The sequence below is a fragment of the Mycobacterium sp. NGS66 genome, assembly GCF_059812225.1.
Genome location: NZ_JCALCG010000002.1, coordinates 646,092 through 659,123 on the forward strand (window position 1 = coordinate 646,092; position 13,032 = coordinate 659,123).

At 66.6% G+C, this 13,032-nt stretch carries 16 protein-coding genes and 1 tRNA gene; 8 read left to right on the forward strand and 9 right to left on the reverse strand.

Annotation, left to right across the window (positions count from 1 at the left end; genetic code table 11):
* Positions 1–6: 6 nt before the first annotated feature.
* Together AC5Y2L_RS07475 and AC5Y2L_RS07480 are read left to right on the forward strand one after the other, a co-directional pair.
* Complete coding sequence (locus AC5Y2L_RS07475; RefSeq protein ID WP_499934209.1) at positions 7–255, forward strand: type II toxin-antitoxin system Phd/YefM family antitoxin; 249 nt, start codon at positions 7–9, stop codon at positions 253–255.
* Positions 240–632, forward strand: coding sequence for a type II toxin-antitoxin system VapC family toxin (locus AC5Y2L_RS07480; protein ID WP_499934210.1), 393 nt, complete (start codon positions 240–242; stop codon positions 630–632). The genes AC5Y2L_RS07475 and AC5Y2L_RS07480 overlap by 16 nt, the downstream gene beginning before the upstream one ends.
* Before the next feature lie 53 nt (positions 633–685).
* On the opposite strand, the gene AC5Y2L_RS07485 is transcribed toward AC5Y2L_RS07480, so the two are convergent.
* Both AC5Y2L_RS07485 and AC5Y2L_RS07490 read right to left on the reverse strand, forming a co-directional pair.
* Positions 686–1,087: a Fur family transcriptional regulator gene (locus tag AC5Y2L_RS07485; protein ID WP_499934212.1), complete on the reverse strand. Its 402-nt coding sequence runs from the start codon at positions 1,085–1,087 to the stop codon at positions 686–688.
* Positions 1,084–1,473 (reverse strand): ArsR/SmtB family transcription factor, encoded by a 390-nt coding sequence (locus AC5Y2L_RS07490; protein WP_499934213.1) that lies wholly within the window; start codon positions 1,471–1,473, stop codon positions 1,084–1,086. Before AC5Y2L_RS07490 ends, AC5Y2L_RS07485 begins: the two co-directional genes overlap by 4 nt.
* A 193-nt stretch (positions 1,474–1,666) precedes the next feature.
* Between AC5Y2L_RS07490 and AC5Y2L_RS07495 the strand changes: the two genes are divergently transcribed.
* Positions 1,667–3,046, forward strand: coding sequence for a glycine--tRNA ligase (locus AC5Y2L_RS07495; protein ID WP_499934215.1), 1,380 nt, complete (start codon positions 1,667–1,669; stop codon positions 3,044–3,046).
* An 85-nt stretch (positions 3,047–3,131) separates the two neighbouring features.
* Here AC5Y2L_RS07495 and AC5Y2L_RS07500 read toward each other — a convergent pair whose 3' ends face one another.
* Positions 3,132–5,111, reverse strand: a complete 1,980-nt coding sequence (locus AC5Y2L_RS07500) for a TPM domain-containing protein (RefSeq protein ID WP_499934216.1) — start codon at positions 5,109–5,111, stop codon at positions 3,132–3,134.
* Positions 5,112–5,197: 86 nt separating this feature from the next.
* Between AC5Y2L_RS07500 and AC5Y2L_RS07505 the strand changes: the two genes are divergently transcribed.
* From AC5Y2L_RS07505 to dnaG, 3 genes are read left to right on the forward strand one after another with little or no spacing between them, the layout of a single operon-like run.
* Positions 5,198–6,466, forward strand: coding sequence for a deoxyguanosinetriphosphate triphosphohydrolase (locus AC5Y2L_RS07505; RefSeq protein WP_499934217.1), 1,269 nt, complete (start codon positions 5,198–5,200; stop codon positions 6,464–6,466).
* Between the two features lie 27 nt (positions 6,467–6,493).
* A complete protein-coding gene (locus tag AC5Y2L_RS07510; RefSeq protein WP_499934219.1) occupies positions 6,494–7,075 on the forward strand; it encodes a superoxide dismutase family protein in 582 nt (193 codons plus the stop codon).
* Between the two features lie 27 nt (positions 7,076–7,102).
* On the forward strand, positions 7,103–9,031 hold the full coding sequence (dnaG, locus tag AC5Y2L_RS07515) for a DNA primase (RefSeq protein WP_499934220.1): 1,929 nt from the start codon (positions 7,103–7,105) through the stop codon (positions 9,029–9,031).
* Here the strand turns inward: dnaG and AC5Y2L_RS07520 are convergent.
* Positions 9,021–9,302 (reverse strand): hypothetical protein, encoded by a 282-nt coding sequence (locus AC5Y2L_RS07520; RefSeq protein WP_499934221.1) that lies wholly within the window; start codon positions 9,300–9,302, stop codon positions 9,021–9,023. The genes dnaG and AC5Y2L_RS07520 overlap by 11 nt on opposite strands.
* 147 nt (positions 9,303–9,449) lie before the next feature.
* Between AC5Y2L_RS07520 and AC5Y2L_RS07525 the strand changes: the two genes are divergently transcribed.
* A tRNA-Asn gene (locus tag AC5Y2L_RS07525) sits at positions 9,450–9,522 on the forward strand.
* 22 nt (positions 9,523–9,544) lie between these two features.
* On the opposite strand, the gene AC5Y2L_RS07530 is transcribed toward AC5Y2L_RS07525, so the two are convergent.
* Complete coding sequence (locus tag AC5Y2L_RS07530; protein ID WP_499934222.1) at positions 9,545–10,036, reverse strand: UCP032817 domain-containing protein; 492 nt, start codon at positions 10,034–10,036, stop codon at positions 9,545–9,547.
* An 83-nt stretch (positions 10,037–10,119) separates the two neighbouring features.
* Here AC5Y2L_RS07530 and AC5Y2L_RS07535 point away from each other — a divergent pair, with 83 nt between their 5' ends.
* Entirely contained in the window at positions 10,120–10,479 is a 360-nt protein-coding gene (locus AC5Y2L_RS07535; RefSeq protein ID WP_499934224.1) for a hypothetical protein, read from the forward strand.
* Positions 10,480–10,498: 19 nt separating this feature from the next.
* On the opposite strand, the gene AC5Y2L_RS07540 is transcribed toward AC5Y2L_RS07535, so the two are convergent.
* Genes AC5Y2L_RS07540 through cysK form a run of 4 tightly spaced genes read right to left on the reverse strand, consistent with a single transcriptional unit; the run spans position 10,499 to position 13,030 of the window.
* Positions 10,499–10,948 carry a DUF4395 domain-containing protein gene (locus tag AC5Y2L_RS07540; RefSeq protein WP_499934225.1) on the reverse strand — a complete coding sequence of 150 codons (450 nt, stop codon included), beginning with the start codon at positions 10,946–10,948 and terminating at the stop codon, positions 10,499–10,501.
* 20 nt (positions 10,949–10,968) lie between these two features.
* Complete coding sequence (locus AC5Y2L_RS07545) at positions 10,969–11,388, reverse strand: thioredoxin family protein (RefSeq protein WP_499934227.1); 420 nt, start codon at positions 11,386–11,388, stop codon at positions 10,969–10,971.
* 23 nt (positions 11,389–11,411) lie between these two features.
* Positions 11,412–12,095, reverse strand: a complete 684-nt coding sequence (gene cysE / locus AC5Y2L_RS07550; protein WP_499934228.1) for a serine O-acetyltransferase — start codon at positions 12,093–12,095, stop codon at positions 11,412–11,414.
* Positions 12,096–12,097: 2 nt separating this feature from the next.
* Positions 12,098–13,030 (reverse strand): cysteine synthase A, encoded by a 933-nt coding sequence (gene cysK, locus AC5Y2L_RS07555; protein WP_499934229.1) that lies wholly within the window; start codon positions 13,028–13,030, stop codon positions 12,098–12,100.
* Positions 13,031–13,032 lie beyond the last annotated feature (2 nt).

Below are 13,032 nucleotides of genomic sequence, written 5' to 3' on the forward strand. Positions count from 1 at the left end.
CCAGTCATGGAGATAGTTGGGTTGCGTGAACTCCGGCAGAAAGCTTCCGAACTCGTCCGACGGGCGGAGGAGGGCGAGGAGATCACCATCACGGTCGCCGGGCGACCGGGAGCCCGGCTCGTTCCGGCAGCGCCACGGACGTGGAGGCGATGGGCCGATGTGGCCGAACTGTTCGCCGGGCCGGCAGACGCTGCCTGGGAGGCCGACCGCGCGGCAGTCGCCGACGATATCCGCGACCCATGGGCAAGGCAGTGAGAGCGATTCTGGACACCAGTGTGGTCATCGCGACGGACGTCGAGCCCCTGGAGGGTGAGCTGGCCATCAGTGCAATTACGTTGGCGGAACTTCACTTTGGAGTCCTGGTGGCCAAGCAGCAGAAGTCGCGCTCGGAGCGGCTGCGACGTCTGCTGATTGCTCAGCGCAAGTTCGACGCGTTGCCCGTGGATGACGCCGTGGCGGTTAGCTACGGGCAGGTTGCGGCTGCGGTAGTCGATGCGGGACGTCAGCCGCGAGCCCGTTCAATGGACCTGCTGGTAGCGGCCACGGCGCACGCTCACTCAGCCGTGCTCTATACCCGCAACCCAGTCGACTTCGGCGGCCTCGAGGGGTTGGTCGAAGTCGTCGCGGTCTGAGCACGGCTGGATCGCCCGAAACGACGCGCTTCCATGTGCCCGCGTACTCGTCGTCAGGACACGCATTCCGAGCAGGTGCCGAAGATCTCGATGGTGTGGCTGACGTCGGAGAAGCCGTGCGCGCTGGCCACTCCGGCCGCCCACGCCTCGACCTCGTGGTCGCCCACCTCGATCGTGGAGCCGCAGTGGCGACAGACCAGGTGGTGGTGATGGTGTTCCGAGCAACTGCGGTAGACGGATTCGCCGGTGTCGGTGCGCAACGTATCGACCACGCCCGCCGCCGCCATCGACTGCAGCGTCCGGTAAACGGTGGTCAGGCCGATGTTCTCACCGCGACGGCGCAGCTCGTCGTGGATCTCCTGGGCCGAGCGAAAGTCGTCGAGGGTCTCCAGCAAAGTCGACACCGCTGCCCGCTGACGGGTGGAGCGGGCGACGTCACCGGCGCGGGCCGTCATGGCGCGTCTTCGCCGGCATGGGCGACCGCATCGACGACGATGTGCGCAAGGTGATGATCGGCCAGCCGGTAGAGCACTTCCCGGCCCGACCGCTCACCGGCCACCACGCCGGCGGCCTTGAGGATCTTCAGATGCTGGCTGACCAGTGGCTGCGGCACGCCGAGCGCGTCGACCAGTTCGTGCACGCAACGCTGAGATTCGCGCAATTGCAGCACGATGGCGATCCGCACGGGTGCGGCCAGCGCCCGCAGCAGCTCCCCGGCGCCGTCGAGGATCTCCCGCGGTGGCGGCGCGGGGTATTCGCCGAATCCGCCGCTGACGTGCTCGTGGGCAACCACCAAGTCCGCGGCGTCGTCGGCGGTCGGCGTTGACGAGGACGTCACCATATCGGAGTCATCACCTCGAGAAGTGCCAAGATTTGTACCAGTCTGCCGCTGACGTCCACTGTCACATGCATGAGCACGCATGTCAAAGACGTGGCAGTCGATCGCTACCATTGCTCATGCTTTGCGCGGCGGCGGTTCGCTGCGGCATGCACCCGCCCAAATTCCGGAAGGGACCGAAAGGAGTGACTACCTCGTGGCGTCCGTCATCGACACCGTAGTCAACCTGGCCAAACGGCGCGGCTTCGTCTTTCCCTCGGGCGAAATCTACGGCGGCACCAAGTCGGCGTGGGACTACGGACCGCTGGGCGTCGAACTCAAGGAGAACATCAAACGGCAGTGGTGGCGCGCGGTGGTCACCGGCCGCGACGACGTCGTCGGAATAGATTCCTCGATCATCCTGCCGCGGCAGGTGTGGGTGGCCTCCGGCCACGTCGAGGTGTTCCATGACCCCCTGGTCGAGTCGTTGATCACGCACAAGCGCTACCGGGCCGACCACCTCATCGAGGCCTACGAAGCCAAGCACGGGCACCCGCCACCCAATGGCCTGGCCGACATTCGCGACCCGGACACCGGCGAACCCGGCCAGTGGACCGAGCCCCGCGAATTCAACATGATGCTCAAGACGTACCTGGGGCCGATTGAAACCGAGGAGGGGCTGCACTATCTGCGCCCCGAAACCGCCCAGGGCATCTTCATCAACTTCGCCAACGTGGTGACGACGGCGCGCAAAAAGCCCCCGTTCGGCATCGGCCAAATCGGCAAGAGCTTCCGCAACGAGATCACGCCGGGCAATTTCATCTTCCGCACCCGCGAATTCGAGATGATGGAGATGGAATTCTTCGTCGAGCCGTCAACCGCCAGAGAGTGGCACCAATATTGGATCGACACCCGGCTGCAATGGTACGTCGATCTCGGTGTCAAGCCGGAGAACCTGCGGCTGTTCGAACACCCCAAGGACAAGCTGTCGCACTACTCCGACCGCACCGTCGACATCGAGTACAAGTTCGGCTTCGTCGGCAATCCCTGGGGTGAGCTGGAAGGCATCGCCAACCGGACCGATTTCGACCTCTCAGCGCACAGTAAGCATTCCGGCGTCGACCTATCGTTCTATGACCAGGTCAGCGACACCCGATACATTCCGTATGTCATCGAGCCGGCAGCCGGTCTGACGCGTTCCTTGATGACGTTCTTGATCGACGCCTACACCGAGGACGAAGCCCCAAATGCCAAGGGGGTCATGGAAAAGCGCACCGTGCTTCGGCTGGATCCGCGACTGGCACCGGTCAAGGCCGCCGTCCTGCCGCTGTCGCGGCATGCCGACTTGAGTCCCAAGGCTCGTGATCTGGCCGCAGAGTTGCGGAAATGCTGGAACATCGAATTCGACGACGCCGGCGCGATCGGGCGGCGCTACCGCCGTCAGGACGAGATCGGCACCCCGTTCTGTGTGACAGTGGATTTCGAGTCACTCGAGGACGATGCGGTCACCGTGCGCGAGCGCGACGGGATGACCCAGGAGCGCATCCCGATGAGCAACGTCGCCGACTACCTGGCGGTGCGCCTCAAGGGCTGCTGACCACTCCCGGCGAGCAGACGCAAAATCGCCCAATTCGCAAGGAATTTGGGGGATTTTGCGTCTGCTCGCGCTGCTTAGCGCGCCGTTAGAACCGCCCGCCGCCGCCCATGAAGCCGCCGCCGGACGAATTTCGTGACGAGCCGCCGAAGGAGGTGGGGGTCCAGCCGAAGCCACCCCGCATGCCCGCGTTGAGCAGGTCGCTGATGATGATTCCGCCGATCAGCGCGCCGGTGTCGTCGCCGCTGCGGCGGCTGTAAACGCGTTCGGCCGATTGCACGTCCGCATTCGCCAGCGTCTGCACATGAGCGGCCAGCGTGGACGCCGCGTTGGCGTGGGCAATCGCCTCGGTCACATTCGTCGTGCGCATGTCGTGTGCGGCTTGTAGGTGCCGTCTGGCTTCGGCCAGCCGAGTGCGCGCCTCGGATCCGATGCTGCCGCGGCGGGTGTCGATGTATTCCGACACTCCGCGCACCCGCGACTCCGCGGTGAACAACGCCTGCTCGAGCGAGCGGTTGAGGCGATCGGCGGCCGCCTTCTCTTCGGCGACGGTGGCCAGCATCCGGTTGAGCTCCGCGTCGGCCTTGGTCAGCTGCACGAAGGTGCCCAAGGGGTCGGCGGAGCCGGTGCCGCGGGCGGTGTCGAGTGCCCTGGTCGCGGCATCACGCGCGGCAGCCAGTTGCGCGGTGTGGGCAGATTCTGGGCTGCGCTGCAGCTGCTCGTCGGCGTGCGCGATGGCCGTCTGGATTTCGGTCATCAACGATGGCAGCGAAGCGACGGCATGGCGGATGTCGCTGGCTGCACTGTCCACCGCGTCGAACAGCGAACGGGCTTGCCCGAGTGCGGACTCGGCCGCGCGAACCGCGTCCACCAAGTCACTCTGGCGTCCGCTCTCTACCTGTGCGGTCAGGTTGCGTGCCGCGCTAATGTTCTTGTCGGCGAACGCCAGTCGCTCTTTGGCGGTCGAGATATTGCCGGACACCGACGTCAACGCGGCGGCATCGAACTCGGTGTGCAATTCGGCCAGCCGCTGTTCCGTCGGGCCGATGCGAGCGGTCAGATCGACGTATTGCTGGGTCAGCCCGTCGAGTCGCGCCGGCGCGTTGATCACCAGATCGCGCAGCTGCTCGAACGCTTCGGTCTGGGATTCCAGTTCGCGGTCCGCGCGAGCAGCGGACACGATAACCCGGGTGAGCAACTCGCGGCGCTGCGCCGGCGTTTCGGGCAGGTCGTCGTCGAGTTGTTGGCGCACCGTGAATGCTTGGGACAGAGCAGCTTTGGCGCTTTCGACCGCCTTGCTGAAAGGTTCGGTGCGCTGTTGACCGAACTCGTCGATCGCCAACGTGAGCTCGTTGGAGCTGGTACGTACCGCGTTGTCGACGTCGACCACCATCGAGCGCGACAAGTCGTCCAGCGCTTCGAGCGGCACCGCAGCCAGCGCGTCGGCGTCGGTGGGGTCGACTCGACGGGCCGCGGCCAGCGCCGCCGCGCGCCGGCGGCGCCGCCGATAACGCATCACGATCAACATCGTCACGACCACGACGGCGATGCCGCCGAGCACGATCAGCAGCAGCACGCGGCCTGAGGAACTCGGTGACTGGTTGAGGCCGTTGGCCGCCGCAATCGCCGCTCCACTCCAGTTGCCGTCTCGCACTGCGGGTTCGATTTGAGTGCGCCGCAGAACGTCTACTTGGTTGGCCTCGACACTGTGCACCGTGCTCGGCACCAGAAAGGCATACGCGCGATCGGTGGTGGCCACGGCCAGCAGTGCGTCGTATCCGCCCAAGTCGCTGGCGCTGTAGGTGCGCCGGGCCCAATTCTCGGCGGTCAGCCCGGAGAAGTCGTCGACGTAGACCACCCACAGCCTGATGTGGTGGTTGGCATAAAGCTTGTCGACGGCGGATTTGACCTCGGCGCGGCCCGATCCGGACAGCGCGCCGGCACCATCGGTGATGTAGTCCGACAGCCGGAATGGTGGTCGCGCGTCCGCCCGCGGGGCGAGCAGAGTCCCAGTGCAACTCACAGCCAGCATGGTCAGGATCACGCCAAGTAGCCGCGCAATGCGCATACGTCAATGTAGCCCGGCGTCGATGCCGGCCCGCACCGGTGTGAAGCGGGTTCTGCTCGGCGATCGTGCTGGCAGACTAGGCGTCGGTGACCACGAATGAGCACGACCCCTACGATGACTTCGACCGGCAGCGGCGGGTGGTGGAAGCGCCGAAGACTGCCGGTCTACCTGGCACCCAGGGTCAGCAGCACCGCACCGATTTCGCCCGCGACCGGGCCCGGGTGCTGCACAGCGCCGCGCTGCGGCGGTTGGCCGACAAGACCCAGGTGGTCGGACCCCGTGAAGGCGACACCCCGCGTACCAGGCTGACCCATTCGCTGGAGGTGGCCCAGATCGGCCGGGGCATGGCGGTCGAGTTGGGTTGCGACCTCGACCTCGTCGAGTTGGCCGGCTTGGCCCACGACATCGGGCACCCCCCGTACGGGCATAACGGTGAGGCGGCGCTGAACGAGGTTGCGGCCCAGTGCGGTGGATTTGAGGGCAACGCGCAGAACTTCCGGATACTCACCAGCCTTGAACCGAAAGTGTTTGATGCGCAAGGAAATAGCGCAGGGCTGAACCTGACTCGCGCAGCGCTGGATGCGGTCACCAAATACCCGTGGCCGCGCGGTCATGGGCATCGCAAGTTCGGGTTTTACGACGAGGATCGCGATGCGGCGGCGTGGATGCGGCAGCAGGCGCCCGCGGAGCGCACCTGCCTGGAGGCACAGGTGATGGACTGGGCCGACGATGTCGCCTATTCGGTGCACGACGTCGAGGACGGTGTCGTCTCGGAGCGCATCGATCTGCGGGTGCTGGCCGACGACGACGAGGCGGCGGTGCTGGCCAAGCTGGGGGAGCGCGAGTACTCGCGGGTGGGTTCCGACGAACTGATGGCCGCCGCCGGGCGGCTCTCGCAGCTCCCGGTGGTGGCCGCCGTCGGGAAATACGACGCCTCGCTGGCGGCGTCGGTCGCGCTCAAGCGGTTGACCAGCGAGCTGGTGGGCCGGTTCGTCTCGGCCGCGATCGCGAGCACACGCGCGGCGGCCGGCTCGGGTCCGCTGGTGCGCTACCAGGCAGATTTGCACGTACCAGACCTGGTGCGTGCCGAGGTCGCGGTGCTGAAAACCCTTGCGCTGCAATTCATTATGTCGGACCCGCGGCACCTGGAAACTCAGGTGCGGCAGCGGGAACGGATCCATCGGGTAGCGCACTGGTTGTATGCCGGTGCGCCTCGAACACTCGACCCGATATTTGCCGCCGCGTTCACCGTCGCACCCGACGACGGCGCCCGGTGGCGGGTGATCGTCGACCAGATCGCGTCGTATACCGAAGGCCGGCTGGAGCGTGTCGATGCCCGCCGCGCAGACGTGTAACGGGCAGGCGACGATAGGCTGCCCAGCATGACCAGAAACCCCGCTGTCGCCGCCCTGCTGCTGTCGCTTCCCGTGGTGGCCATGACCGCCTGCAGTTCCGCGCAACATCCGAGCAGCCCGACCAGCAGCGCGCCGGCAAGCCAGAGCGGTTCGCCGTCCGCGACCAGTCAGGCCGGCACGCTTGCGGCGCACCTGAAAACCGCTGAGGGCAAACCCGTTGCCGATGCGACGTTCGATTTCAGCGGCGGGCACGCCACAGTGCGCATACAGACCGTGGCTAACGGCATCCTGGCACCGGGTAGTCATGGCGTGCACATCCATGAGATCGGAAAATGTGAGCCCCACTCCGTTGCCCCGGAGGGCGGGCCGCCCGGAAATTTCTTGTCGGCGGGTGGGCACTATCAGGCACCCGGGCATACCGGGAAGCCGGAAAGCGGCGACCTGCCGCCGCTCGAGGTGGGCCCGGATGGGTCCGGGACTTTGCAGACCACGACCGATGCGTTCACCAAGGACCAGCTGCTGGCCGGAAAAGGGACCTCGTTGATGATCCACGGCGTCGACCACATGGCGATGGAGCGGGTCGCATGCGGTGTGATCGGTACCAGCTGACCACGACAGGCGTCTTACACTGAGCCGATGGCTGGCCGGATCTCCGATCGCGATATCGCCGCCATCCGTGAGCGGGTTCGCATCGAGGACGTCGTCGGTGACTACGTGCAACTTCGAAAGGCCGGGGCCGACTCCCTGAAGGGACTGTGCCCGTTCCACAACGAAAAGTCGCCGTCGTTCCACGTTCGTCCCAATCACGGTCACTTCCACTGCTTCGGCTGCGGTGAAGGCGGCGACGTGTATGCGTTCGTGCAAAAGATCGAACACGTCAGCTTCGTCGAGGCGGTTGAACTGCTCGCCGACCGCATCGGCCACACGATCAGCTACACCGGCGCGGCCACCAGCGTGCAGCGCGACCGCGGCAGCCGCAGCCGACTGGTCGCGGCCAATGCGGCCGCGGCGGAGTTCTACGCCGCAGCATTGGAGTCCGACGAGGCGGCCCCGGCCCGCCAGTACCTCACGGACCGGAACTTCGATGCCGAGGCCGCGCGCCGTTTCGGCTGCGGTTTCGCGCCCTCCGGCTGGGATTCGCTGACAAAGCACCTGCAGCGCAAGGGCTTTGAGTTCAGGGAACTGGAAGCCGCGGGCCTGTCCCGGCAGGGGCGCCGCGGTCCGATCGACCGTTTTCACCGCCGGCTGCTGTGGCCCATCCGGACAGCGGCCGGTGAAGTGATCGGCTTCGGCGCCCGTCGGTTGTTCGATGACGACCCGATGGAGGCGAAGTACGTCAATACGCCCGAAACGCTGCTCTACAAGAAGTCCGCGGTGATGTTCGGGATCGACTTGGCAAAACGCGACATCGCCAAGGGGCATCAGGCGGTTGTGGTCGAGGGCTACACCGATGTGATGGCGATGCATCTGGCCGGTGTCACCACCGCGGTGGCGTCGTGCGGCACCGCCTTCGGTGACGAGCACCTGGCGATGCTGCGCCGGCTGATGATGGACGACAGCTTCTTTCGGGGCGAGCTGATTTACGTGTTTGACGGTGACGAGGCCGGCCGCGCCGCCGCACTCAAGGCGCTTGACGGCGAGCAGAACTTGGCGGGCCAGTCGTTTGTCGCCGTGGCCCCGGACGGTATGGACCCCTGCGATTTGCGGTTGAAGTCCGGCGACAGCGCACTGCGCGACCTGGTGGCGCGTCGAACTCCGTTGTTCGAGTTCGCAATTCGCACCGCGCTGGCCGAGATAGACCTGGACAGCGCCGAAGGCAGGGTGGCCGCGCTGCGCCGTTGTGTACCCATGGTGGGCCAGATCAAGGACCCCACGTTGCGCGACGAGTATGCGCGGCAGCTGGCCGGCTGGGTCGGATGGGCCGACGTGGCACAGGTCATCGGCCGAGTTCGCGACGAGGCCAAGAAGTCCCGCCCCGGCCGGACGGGCTCAGCATCCAAAGCCGCACGGCGGGTGACCCGCGAGCAGCACGACGCTCCCGCCGCGGCATCACCCGAACCGCCGGCTACCCGTCCGGACCCGCGTGAGCCGACCCTGTGGCCGCAACGGGAAGCGCTCAAGTCGGCGTTGCAATACCCGGCGCTGGCGGGCCCGGTGTTCGACACGCTGACGGTGGAAAGCTTCACCCATCCCGGTTATGCGGCGGTGCGCGCGGCTATCGAGGCGGCCGGCGGTACGTCGGCCGGTATCACCGGGGCGCAGTGGATCGACGCGGTGCGTCGGCACACCACGTCGGCGTTGACCGCGGGGCTGATCAGCGAGCTCGGGGTGGAGGCGATCCAAGTCGACGACGAGAAGCTGCCGCGCTATATCGCCGGCGTGCTGGCCCGTCTCCAAGAGGTCTGGATGGGCCGCCAGATCGCCGAGGTCAAGTCGAAGCTGCAGCGCATGTCACCGATCGAGCAGGGCGACGAGTATCACGCCCTGTTCGGCGACCTGGTCGCGATGGAAGCGTACCGGCGCAGCCTGCTGGAGCAGGCCAGCGGCGACGATCTCACCGCGTGACGTGCTGGTCGCGATACTCGGCGCCATTTGCCGGCCGCTCGTCGGCCCGCTCGACCACGCTCGTCTGGTTGTCGATCTCGGCCAGCGTGACGAATCCCGCATCGGGTGAGATCCGATTCGCGATCTTGCGACGGCCGCCCTCGATCATCGACTTGGCCACGGGGCTGCCGGTGACCGCCCGATACGTGCCGACGATCTGCTCATATCGGCGACGACCGGCCTTGCTGCCCAGGACGTAACCGACTCCAAGCACGACGACATACCCGATCAAAACGGTCCCTCCCGGACAAAGGTGCGGATTGCTCCATACTGCCTCATGAACTTAGGTGGTGCCGACGGTCCAATCCAGTTGGGCGCAGGTATGCCAGTACGCTAGAGTCGTCCCGCGATCCGCGCAGTGTTCGCGTGGACTGAGCGGTCCTCCGTAGCTCAATTGGCAGAGCGTTCGGCTGTTAACCGAAGGGTTCCTGGTTCGAGTCCAGGCGGGGGAGCAAGCGTTGCACTCACGCAGCGCTAAAGGCTCGCAATAGCTGCCTCGACCTCCGCGACCCGGGCCGCTTCGATGCCCCAGGGCTGGTCTACTGCCACTCGTTTGTCGAGATCCCACAGCACACACCGCTCACCTGGCTGCGCGACCAACGACCATGCGATGACCGTCCTGCGCAGCTGCTCGTCGGCTGAATCGTTGGCACCCCGGATGTCTGCGGTGGCACCGCCCTCCGGATAGTGATGCAAAAACTCACCGTACGCCTTGTCGCAGAACGCGGCATACAGCGCGGTGCAGAGGATGAGGCCATGCCATGCCTCATCGACCGCGCGGGACGGCATGCCGATCACCTGCTTGTCACGCAGCGCGGGTGCACAACAGCGCAGCCACTGCCGCAATCCCGTTTCCACGAGCGCTCGCGGCTGCCAGGGACACGTCTTGAAAACGGCAGGTGGGAAGTCGAGTTCGGCCGTCGCCGCAAGCGCGCGCAGGTAGCGTTCCCGGGGCCGTCGTCGCACGTCATCAACTGTAAGGGGCAACGACAGCGCACAACTTCGCACAGCCAACTGCCCCCGGCAGCCGCACGCCGTACCCTGTGCGCATGGACGGCGCCGTGGTCGGGGTGATCTGCATCGTCTTGGGCGCGCTGTTGATGGTCGCTGCCGTCGTGGTGGGCATCATCGCGCTGGTGGGACGTGCCGCCCGTACCGCAGGAACCTCACTGGGCAGCAGCATCTGGTCGGCCGGGTCCACCGGACGGGTCGGCGGTTTCTACGGCGGATGCGGCGGTGGCAGCAGCGGCTTCGTCAGCGGCTGCAGCGGGGCGAGCAGCTGTAGCGCGGGCAGCAGCTGCAGCGGAGGAAGCAGCTGTAGTGGCGGAAGTGGCTGCGGCGGTGGGAGCAGCGGCTGCGGCGGCGGAAGTGGATGCGGCGGAGGCGGCTGCGGCGGCGGCGGAAGTTAGTCGCTCGAACCGGGAACGCCTAGGCCGCCGGCGCGCGGCGCAGGCGGGCCACCAGCGGATACAGCTGGCAGCCGAGGCAAATGCCGAAGGCGGCGTTGAGGAAAGCGGCGAAGAGCGCGAACCCGGTCGCAATCACGCCGAGCAGCGGGATGGCGGCGGCGAAGCCGACGACCCCGAGCGCCGCGAAAATGAACCCGACCAATTGGGCGAACCTCAGCGGCGGCACCGGCTCGCGTTCGGTCACCGGCCCCAGCCGCGGCGCCACCACCTTACGAAAAAGGACTCCGTACGGCCCATTGCGCGGGCCTCGCCACGCCGTGATCGCGAAGACGACGGTCTGCGCGCCCAGGATCACCGCGGCGGCGGGTGCGCTCAACGCGGAGACCGCCAACGTCAGCACCAAGACCGCGGTGCTGACCCAGGCGGCGAACCGCGGACCGCGCACGTCTACTTGCCCGTTATCTGACATGTACCGCTCCTCATCGATGGTCAGGCCAAAAGCGGCTCGAGTGCCGTCCGCAGGTCGGCCACCTTTGGCACGCCTGCGCTGCGATATCGTTGCCGCCCGCCGGCGTCGAAAATGAAGGTCGTCGGCAACGACAGCACCGAAAACCGTTTAGCAGCAGCCGGATTGGCGTCGATATCGATCTCCATGTGCGCCACCCCTGGCAGGTCGGCGCAGACCTGGTCGACCACCCGACGCACGGACGCGCACGGACCGCACCAAGCCGCGCTGAAGTGCACGACGGTCGGCCCGACATCCGACAGGCCCAGGTCTGCGCTCTCGTGCTCGGGCGCCGGGCCGCTTTCCCGCAACACGCCGGACCGTCGATTGACTGCCACACCAATCACGCCGGCACCTCCCAGCGCGGCGACGGTTGCGACGGTGGCGGCGATGACAGTGCTCATCTAGGGCTCATCCAACCTCAGGCTCAGATCGAGAAGTCTTCGCCATGCCACACTCCGCCTTCCGGCGGCCGGATGACGCGGTCGGGGTGCTTGCCGGCGCCGTTTCCTTCCAGCCTGGCCACCCGGGTAAGCAGGGATTGCAGGCTGACCCCCACCAGATCGGGCAGCACGGAATCGTCTTCGGTGGCTTTGCCGGGGCGGCTGATGACCTGGCCGGGGACCCCGACCACCACGGCGCTTGACGGAACCTCTTTGACCACCACGGAATTGGCGCCGATACGGCTGTCGTCGCCGATCTTGATCGGGCCCAGCACCTTGGCTCCGGCGCCGATGATCACCCGATCACCGATGGTGGGGTGGCGCTTGCCGGTATCCGAACCGGTGCCCCCGAGGGTGACGCCGTGGAAGAGCGTCACGTCCTCGCCCACTTCCGCGGTCTCCCCGATGACGACTCCTGTCGCGTGGTCGATGAACAGGCCGCCGCCCAGCACGGCACCGGGATGGACGTCGACACCGGTCAGGATGCGGGTGAGTTCCGCGACCGTGCGCGCGGCCAGCCGCCGGCCGCTATTCCACAGCCGGTGACTGATCCGGTGCCCCCACACCGCATGCACGCCGGGGTAGCACAAGATGACCTCGAGCGTGGTGGGGTTGGCCGGATCACGCTCCCTGGCCACCCGGATGTCACGTCGTATCGCTGCCAGCATGATCAATCGCTCAGATCGCTGAACAGCACCGTGCTCAGATACCGCTCGCCGAAGTCGGGGAGCACAACGACGACGAGCTTGCCGGCGTTCTCGGGCCGTCGGGCCACCTCGAGAGCAGCCGCGACGGCGGCACCCGACGAGATGCCCACCAGCAATCCCTCTTCCCTGGCCAGTCGCCGGGCCAGAGTGAGCGCGTCGTCGTTCTCGACCGTGATCACCTCGTCCACCAACCCCAGGTCCAACACCGGCGGGATGAACCCGGCGCCGATGCCCTGGATGGGGTGCGGTCCCTTTTGGCCACCGGACAGCACCGGCGACGCGACGGGTTCTACCGCGACGAACCGCGCGGACGGCTTGCGGTCCTTGATGACCTGCGCCACCCCAGTGATGGTGCCGCCGGTCCCGACGCCGGAAACGAAGACGTCGACATTGCCGTCGGTGTCCCGCCATACCTCTTCCGCGGTGGTGACGGCGTGTACCGCTGGATTGGCCGGATTCTCGAATTGCTGTGGAATGAAATATCTTTCGTCGGTCTTGGCCAATTCCTCGGCTTTGGCGATCGCGCCTGCCATGCCCTCCGCGCCGGGTGTCAGGACGAGTTCGGCGCCGTACGCGCGCAGCAGCATTCGCCGCTCGATGCTCATGGTGTCCGGCATGGTCAGCACGCACTTGTAGCCGCGGGACGCGGCAACCATGGCCAGCGCGATGCCAGTGTTGCCGCTGGTCGGCTCGAGGATGATGGTGTCCGGCTTGATCAGGCCCGCCCGCTCGGCGGCGTCGATCATGGCCACCCCGATGCGGTCCTTCACGCTGCCCGCCGGATTGAACGACTCCAGCTTGGCCACCACGTCGGCCACCGCGCCATCGGTGACTCGGCGCAGCCGGACCAGCGGCGTGTTACCGATCAGTTGGGTGATGTTGTCGGCAATGGTCATGT

Bases quoted from the DNA above. Each gene is read 5' to 3' on its own strand.
- AC5Y2L_RS07475 (WP_499934209.1), top strand. From the start codon at position 7: ATGGAGATAGTTGGGTTGCGTGAACTCCGGCAGAAAGCTTCCGAACTC.
- AC5Y2L_RS07480 (WP_499934210.1), top strand. From the start codon at position 240: ATGGGCAAGGCAGTGAGAGCGATTCTGGACACCAGTGTGGTCATCGCG.
- AC5Y2L_RS07485 (WP_499934212.1), bottom strand. From the start codon at position 1,087: ATGACGGCCCGCGCCGGTGACGTCGCCCGCTCCACCCGTCAGCGGGCA.
- AC5Y2L_RS07490 (WP_499934213.1), bottom strand. From the start codon at position 1,473: ATGGTGACGTCCTCGTCAACGCCGACCGCCGACGACGCCGCGGACTTG.
- AC5Y2L_RS07500 (WP_499934216.1), bottom strand. From the start codon at position 5,111: ATGCGCATTGCGCGGCTACTTGGCGTGATCCTGACCATGCTGGCTGTG.
- AC5Y2L_RS07510 (WP_499934219.1), top strand. From the start codon at position 6,494: ATGACCAGAAACCCCGCTGTCGCCGCCCTGCTGCTGTCGCTTCCCGTG.
- dnaG (WP_499934220.1), top strand. From the start codon at position 7,103: ATGGCTGGCCGGATCTCCGATCGCGATATCGCCGCCATCCGTGAGCGG.
- AC5Y2L_RS07535 (WP_499934224.1), top strand. From the start codon at position 10,120: ATGGACGGCGCCGTGGTCGGGGTGATCTGCATCGTCTTGGGCGCGCTG.
- AC5Y2L_RS07540 (WP_499934225.1), bottom strand. From the start codon at position 10,948: ATGTCAGATAACGGGCAAGTAGACGTGCGCGGTCCGCGGTTCGCCGCC.
- AC5Y2L_RS07545 (WP_499934227.1), bottom strand. From the start codon at position 11,388: ATGAGCACTGTCATCGCCGCCACCGTCGCAACCGTCGCCGCGCTGGGA.
- cysE (WP_499934228.1), bottom strand. From the start codon at position 12,095: ATGCTGGCAGCGATACGACGTGACATCCGGGTGGCCAGGGAGCGTGAT.
- cysK (WP_499934229.1), bottom strand. From the start codon at position 13,030: ATGACCATTGCCGACAACATCACCCAACTGATCGGTAACACGCCGCTG.